The organism is Bradyrhizobium sp. (assembly GCF_049798375.1).
Taxonomy (GTDB): domain Bacteria; phylum Pseudomonadota; class Alphaproteobacteria; order Rhizobiales; family Xanthobacteraceae; genus Bradyrhizobium.
The window spans coordinates 20,570-27,317 of sequence record NZ_JBARGP010000060.1; the positions used below are offsets into that span (position 1 = coordinate 20,570).

Genomic DNA, 6,748 nt, shown 5'->3' on the forward strand with positions numbered 1-6,748 from the left:
TATCCACCACACCGCCATGACTATGTGGACTGGATGTCCACAACAGCCTTGCCTCCCGACCTCTCGCGCCTCCTCGCCTTCGTCCGCGTCGTCGAGGCGGGCTCCTTCGCGGAAGCCGCGCGGCGTGCGGGGACGACCACCTCGGCGATGTCCAAGGCGGTCGCCCGCCTCGAACAGGCTCGCGGAATGCGGCTTTTGCATCGCTCCACCCATTCGCTGGCGCTGACAGAAGAGGGCGAGCGGCTGATGGCGGCGGGACGCGTGCTGGCCGAAAGTCTCGCCCGTGTCCAATCCGCGCTCGGCGAAGCCGCGCGCGACGACGGCGGACGGGTGCGTGTGACCGCCCCCGCCTCGTTCGCGCGCGCCTGCATCCTGCCGCGACTGCCCGCGTTCCTGCGGGAGCGGCCGGAAATCGAGATCGAGGTCAAATTCCGCAACGAGATTCTCGATCTCGCGGCGGAAGGCGTCGACGTCGCGATCCGCTCAGGACCCCTCGACCGCGCGCCCGGTCATGTGGCGCGGCGGCTTTGCACATTCTCCTGGATCGCTTGCGCCTCGCCGACCTATCTGAACGCGCGCGGCGCGCCGGCGACTCCATACGAGCTTTCCGCGCATGACCACGTCGGCTTCCGCAATCCCGCGAGCGGTCAGATCCTGACCTGGCGCTTCGCCGACCCGCGCGGCAAAGGAGCTGTTCGCGTCGTGCCCAAGCCCAAGCACATTTGCGACGATGCGCACGCTTCGCTCGCCTTGATCGCGAATGGGTTCGGCGTTGGCTGGGGGCCGGCGTGGCTCTTCCATGACGATCTGCGCACCGGCCGGCTCGTCGAAGTGCTTGCGCCCTGGCGCGCACCGGCGGAGCCACTATGGATGCTGCGGACCTCCAACCGCCGCATGCCCCTGCGCACACAGCGCGTCATGTCGTTCCTGGCCACGCTTCCCGCCGCGTTCAGCGACAAGGCGGGATGAAGCGTCGAGCGCGTCGATCTTCCTCCCGGGATTATGCGGAGCGCTCCGAACTCAAAGCGCTGGAAAACCGGGCTCGCGCGCGCCGTGTCTACCCATAACTCCGCGCAATCTGCATTGCTGACCGAAACGTCATTTGAAGTATCGCGGAGAATGATGTCATTCAAATCAGCTAATTTGTCGGCAGCACGACCTCAGGAGGAAACGATGACCAACCCGCTGTTGCGCAAGACGGCATTCGCCGTGGCCCTTGCGGTAACGGTGTGTTGCCCGCCTCTTGCATTCGGCGCGACGCCTGAGGCCATCGTGGCGGCCCCTGACAGGTCCGACGCGGACCGTCAGGGCGACAGCATCCGCGAGCCGGTGAAACTGTTGCAGTTCATCGGCGCCATGCCGGGATGGCACGTGCTCGATATGGCGGCCGGCGCCGGCTACAGCACGGAGTTGATGGCGCGCGCGGTCGCGCCTGATGGCAAGGTGTTCGCGCAAGCGGGGCGGCAATCGGACAAATTCGCGGAACGCCTGAAGACGCCGGCGATGGCCAATGCCGAACTGGTCGTGACGCCGGCCGATAATCTTTCGAATCCGTCGTTGACGAACCTCGATCTGGTGACATTCCTGTTCGGATATCATGACACCACGTTCCTGCCGGTCGACCGCGCCAAGATGGATAAGGCAATCTTCGATGCCCTCAAGCCCGGCGGCTTGCTGATCGTGGCCGATCATTCCGCCAAGCCGGAAGACGGTGCCAGTGTCGGAAAGACGCTCCATCGTATTGCCGAAAACAGCCTTCGCTCGGAAATCGAAGCGGCCGGCTTCGTGTTCGTGGCCGAAGGCGATTTCCTGCGCCGTCCGGACGACCAGCGCACGACGCCGAGCTCACAGAACGCGGCGTCGGTCGATAATTTCGTTTTGAAATTCCGCAAGCCGTGAGGTCGGGATCGCACGGCGGACGCTGAGCTGCAGGCGTCGATCGGCGCCTTGACGTCTCAGTCCTTGACGTTGATGTAATCGAGCAGCGGTTGGATTCTTGGTCGTCCGTGCCAGGATCCAACACGGGTTCAGCAGGGCTCACGCAGCTCATCGATTCGGTCCAGGAAGTGTCCTTATGCGAGCCGCGTTTCGTCTCGGCAGCGAATGCGATCGAGCGCGCCGTGGAAACGGCGATCGCGCAGGGGCAGGCGACGCGTGACGTGGGTGGCCAATTCGGCACGGCGGCGGCCGGCGAAGCCATCGCGAGGCTGCTGGCCTCGGCCTGACTTTTTGCGTTATGCAATGAGGTAAGGCGTAGCTCCGGCCGAAGCAAAAAGTGGGGGAAACACGATGAGCGAGCAGGTGAGCGGGAATATGTAGGGTGGGCAAAGGCGCGCACGCGCCGTGCCCACCGCTTCGGTCGATGTCTCGATCGGTGGGCACGCTTCGCTTTGCCGACCCTACAGCTTCGTCGCTTGCGGCGGCAGTATCAAATCCCCAGATACGCCGCCTGCACCTGTTTGTTGTTGGCGAGCTCGGCGCTGCTGCCCTGCAACGTCACGCGGCCGCTTTCCAGCACATAGGCGCGCTGCACCAATGCCAGCGCGCGGCTGACGTTCTGCTCGACCAGGAGGATCGCGGTGCCCATCCTGTGGATCTCGCCGATCTTCTCGAAGGTGACGTCGGTCATCACGGGCGCGAGGCCAAGTGACGGCTCGTCGAGCATCAAGAGCCGCGGCTTCAGCATCAGCCCGCGGCCGACCGCAAGCATCTGCTGCTCGCCGCCGCTCATGGTGCCGGCGAGCTGTTTGCGGCGATCGGCGAGCCGCGGGAAGATGCCGTAGACCAGCTCCATGGTCCGCGCCCGCTCAGCCTTCGCCTTCGGCACGTAGGCGCCGATCTCGAGATTCTCCTGTACCGTCATTTCCGGAAACACCTGACGGCCCTCGGGCACATGCGCGATGCCGAGCTCCGGAATGCGATAGGGCGGCCGCGTCGCGAGATCGACACCGTCGAAGCTGATGGCACCCGCGGTCAGGCGTACCAGGCCGGAGATGGCGCGCAAGGTCGTGCTCTTGCCGGCACCATTGGCCCCTAGCAGGCCGACCGCTTCTCCGGCGCCGATCGTGATCGAAACATCCGATAGCGCCGGCACCGAACCATAGGCGGCGCTGACACCCTTGATCTCAAGCATGTCCGCCTCCTGCCGTAGGCGGATGTACGTAGGAGCCGAGATAGGCGCGGATGACCTCCGGATTTTCGACGATGTCCTTGGGCGCGCCTTCCGCGATCTTCTGCCCGTGATCGAGCACGACGATGTGGCGCGCCACCGCCATGATCGCACGCATCACGTGCTCGACGATCACGATGGTGAGCCCGCTCGCCGAAAGCTTGCCGACCAACGCCACCGCCTGATCGATCTCGGCCGGGTTGAGGCCGGCCATGACTTCGTCGAGCAGCAGGATCTTCGGCTGCGTCGCCAGCGCCCGCGCCATCTCCAGCCGGCGCTGGTCGATCGTGGTGAGGTCCTTCGCCTGCGTCCGGGCGCGCGCGGCGAGCCCGACGAACTCGATGACCTCGAGCGCCTTGTCGCGGGCGGCAGTGACGCGGCGGTCGCGCAGGAACGCGCCGGTCATGACGTTGTCGAGCACCGTCATGGCGCCGAACGGCTTTGCGACCTGAAAGGTCCGCGCCAGCCCATGGGCGCAGACGTCGTGCGGCCGCAGGCCCACGATCTCACGGCCGAAGGCGCGCACCGAGCCGGCGTCAGCGCGATGGAAGCCGGTGATGAGATGGAAGCTCGTGGTCTTGCCGGCGCCGTTGGGGCCGATCAGCGCCAGCGTCTCGTTCTCCCGCACCGTGAAACTGACGTCCTGCACGGCGCGCAGGCCACCGAAGCGCTTGCTCAGTCCGCTGATGACGAGCGCATCGGTCATGGCGCCACCTTGGCGGCTTTGGCCGGATGGCGCTGTCGATAACGCCTTAGGATTTCACCGGGCACCCCGATCAGGCCGGTCGGCCGCCACAGGATCACCGCCATTAGGATCAGGCTGTAGACCGTGAGCTGCACGCCGCCGGTCGAGGAGCCGAGCCAGCTTTGCAGCAGCGCCGACGTCGTTTCCAGCAGCACGGTGCCGATCACGGGTCCCCACAGCGTGCCGATGCCGCCGACGATCGAAACCAATGCGGCCTCGATCGAGATGTTGAAGTTGAAGGCGGTCGCAGGATCGATGAAGTAGATGTACTGGACGTAGAAGGTGCCCGCGAGCGCAGTCAGGAATGCCGAGATCATGTAGATGTCGCGCTTGATCCGCGGCGCGTTGACGCCGATCGCCTCCGCCGCATCCTCGTCCTCGCCGATCGCGACCAGATAATAGCCGAGATAAGATCGTTCGATCAGGGAGGTGACGAGGAGGCCGAGCGCGAGCAGGCCAAGGACGACATAGTAATAAGCGGGCTTGCCCTCGAACTGCAGCATCAACGGCGCCGAGCCGAGGTTCGGGATCGTGGTGCCTTCGGCGCCCCAGGCGAAGTCGCGGAACTTGAGGAAGATCAGCATCAGCGCCTGGGCGGTCGCGATGGTGGCGATGGTGAAATAGGGGCCACGCAGGCGGAAGCAGAGCCAGCCGATCGGCAGGCTGGCGAGCGCCGCCACCACGCCGCCCGCGACCATGCCGATCCAGGGCGAGATGTCGAAGTCGATCTGCAGCAAGGTCGAGGTATACGCGCCGAGCCCGAAATAGGCGGCGTGGCCGAGCGAGAGCTGCTTGGCATAGCCGCCCATCAGATTCCAGGCGACGCCGATGAACGAGAATAACAGGATGCGGATCAGGATATCGAGCGCGAACGAGTTCGTCACCAACTGCGGCAGCGCCAGCATGACCAATGCGAGACCGGCGAGCAGGATTGCCTTGATGCCGCTCATGATCGCAGCCTCCTGGCGCCAAGGCCGTTCGGCCTGAAGGCGAGCGTCAGCAGCAGCATGGCGAACACCACGATCAATCCCGAATCGGCGCCGACGAACTGGATGCCGAGCGATTCGGCGACCCCCATCATCAGGCTCGCGATCAGTGCGCCGATCACGTTGCCGAGGGTGCCGAGCACGACGGCGACGAAAGCCATCAGCACGAAGGTCTGCCCGACGAACGGGTAGGCCGAATAGAACGGCATCAAGAGCGAGCCGGCGGCGCCGGCAAGCGCCAGAGCGGCCCCGAAGGCGACCGCAAACACCCGGTTCGGGTTGATCCCCATCAACGTCGCGACATCGCGGTTCTGCGAGGCCGCTCGCATGGCGCGGCCGAGATCGGTGGTATGCAGGAACAGCCAGAGCGCGAAGCTCAATCCCATCGCCACGACGAAGGCGATCAGCTTGGCGACGGGAATATACAGCCCGCCAAGGTGAAATGCAGTGTCCGAATAGGAGGTGTGTACGGTGCGGTAATTCGCCGTGAACAGCATCAGCGCGAGATTGAGCAGCAACAGCGACAGCGCGAAGGTCAGGAAGATCTGCGGCATGTCGTTCGGCCCGAGCACGCGGCGGATCAGGACATGCTGGATCAGCACGCCGATCACGAACAGCGCCGGCATCGTGACCACGAGCGAGAGGATCGGATCGAGGCCAATCGTGGTGGCGAGATAGTACGAGAGGTACATCCCGAGCATCACGAACTCGCCCTGGGCGAAGTTCACGATCTTGACGACGCCGAAAATCAGCGTGACGCCGATGCTCACAAGCGCGTAAATGCCGCCGATGAGCAGGCCGTTGATGACGGCCTGGACGATTGTCTCCAACATCGGATCGGCGATCAGATCTTCAGCAGCGGCGCGCGGGCATCTTCCTTGGGGAAGACGCTGACGAGGTCGGCATGTTGCCACTGCACGCCGACCGGCTTGCCGTAGACATTCTTGCCGTCCGGGCCGAACTTGACCTTGCCGCCGGGCGCCATCGCGGCATAGCCGGAGGAGACGTCGAGCGTCGACAGCGCCTCGCGCACCTTCTGCGGATCGGCCGAGGCGGCACGCTCGAGTGCATCCGCCAGCATGAAGGTCTGCGCCACCAGGCCGCCGGCATATTCGAAGGCGAACTCGCCTGTGCGCTTCTTGAACTCAACGTTGACCTTCTGGGCATCCTCGCTGACGTCGTGATTCCAGTGCGCCACGCCCTGCAGGCCTTCGGCGGCGTTGCCGACATTCTTATAAAAGTCAGGCATCACGAAGCCGCCGGAGCCGCCATTGATCGCGATGTTGAGGCCGACCTGCTTGACCGTGCGCACGATCAAAATGAGATCATTCAGATAGGACAGCGAGAACAGCGAATTGGCGCCGGACGCCTTGACCTTGTTGATGAGCGGGCTGGCATCGGTGAAGCCCGCCGAATAGGGCTCGAACATCACGATCTCGACGCCTTCGCCCGGCGCCAGCTCCTTCAATCCGTTCGAGGTCGAGGTGCCGAAGGCGGTATTCTCGAAGATTACGGCCACCTTGGGCTTGTCGCTGACGAGCTTCGACATCTGCAACTGCGCTTTTGCAAATTGCGATGCGCGGGCAAACGGCGTGAAGGTGAAACGGCGGCCTTTGTTGAGCTGATCGGAGCTCGAGCCGGTGATGATCGGCATCTTGGCGCGCTCGCAGACTTCGCTCGCAATCATTGTCAGCGCGCTGGCGTAGCAGCCATGGATCGCGGACAGCTTGTTGCCGGTGATCAGCCGGTCGGTCTCGGTGCGCGTCACCGTGGTGTCGCTCTGCACGTCGGAGACGATCAGGTTCAGCTTGGCGCCGCCGAGCGACTTGATGCCGCCGGCCTCGTTGA

At 64.4% G+C, this 6,748-nt stretch carries 8 protein-coding genes; 3 read left to right on the top strand and 5 right to left on the bottom strand.

Features of this window, described 5'->3' with window-relative positions:
• Positions 1–33 precede the first annotated feature (33 nt).
• From WA702_RS02450 to WA702_RS02460, 3 genes are all read left to right on the top strand, one after another.
• The gene (locus WA702_RS02450) at positions 34–969 is read left to right on the top strand and encodes a LysR substrate-binding domain-containing protein (protein WP_425108942.1); all 936 of its coding nucleotides are present in this window, start codon (positions 34–36) and stop codon (positions 967–969) included.
• Positions 970–1,173: 204 nt separating this feature from the next.
• A complete protein-coding gene (locus tag WA702_RS02455; RefSeq protein WP_425108933.1) occupies positions 1,174–1,899 on the top strand; it encodes a class I SAM-dependent methyltransferase in 726 nt (241 codons plus the stop codon).
• A 167-nt stretch (positions 1,900–2,066) separates the two neighbouring features.
• Positions 2,067–2,225 (top strand): hypothetical protein, encoded by a 159-nt coding sequence (locus WA702_RS02460; protein ID WP_425108934.1) that lies wholly within the window; start codon positions 2,067–2,069, stop codon positions 2,223–2,225.
• Positions 2,226–2,428: 203 nt separating this feature from the next.
• Here WA702_RS02460 and WA702_RS02465 read toward each other — a convergent pair whose 3' ends face one another.
• From WA702_RS02465 to WA702_RS02485, 5 genes are all read right to left on the bottom strand, one after another.
• Positions 2,429–3,133 carry an ABC transporter ATP-binding protein gene (locus tag WA702_RS02465; RefSeq protein WP_425108935.1) on the bottom strand — a complete coding sequence of 235 codons (705 nt, stop codon included), beginning with the start codon at positions 3,131–3,133 and terminating at the stop codon, positions 2,429–2,431.
• Entirely contained in the window at positions 3,126–3,875 is a 750-nt protein-coding gene (locus WA702_RS02470) for an ABC transporter ATP-binding protein (protein ID WP_425108936.1), read from the bottom strand. The genes WA702_RS02465 and WA702_RS02470 overlap by 8 nt, the downstream gene beginning before the upstream one ends.
• Positions 3,872–4,864, bottom strand: coding sequence for a branched-chain amino acid ABC transporter permease (locus WA702_RS02475; protein WP_425108937.1), 993 nt, complete (start codon positions 4,862–4,864; stop codon positions 3,872–3,874). Before WA702_RS02475 ends, WA702_RS02470 begins: the two co-directional genes overlap by 4 nt.
• A complete protein-coding gene (locus tag WA702_RS02480) occupies positions 4,861–5,733 on the bottom strand; it encodes a branched-chain amino acid ABC transporter permease (RefSeq protein ID WP_425108938.1) in 873 nt (290 codons plus the stop codon). The genes WA702_RS02475 and WA702_RS02480 overlap by 4 nt, the downstream gene beginning before the upstream one ends.
• 11 nt (positions 5,734–5,744) lie before the next feature.
• A partial coding sequence (locus WA702_RS02485) for an ABC transporter substrate-binding protein (protein ID WP_425108939.1) occupies positions 5,745–6,748 on the bottom strand: 1,004 nt, incomplete at its 5' end.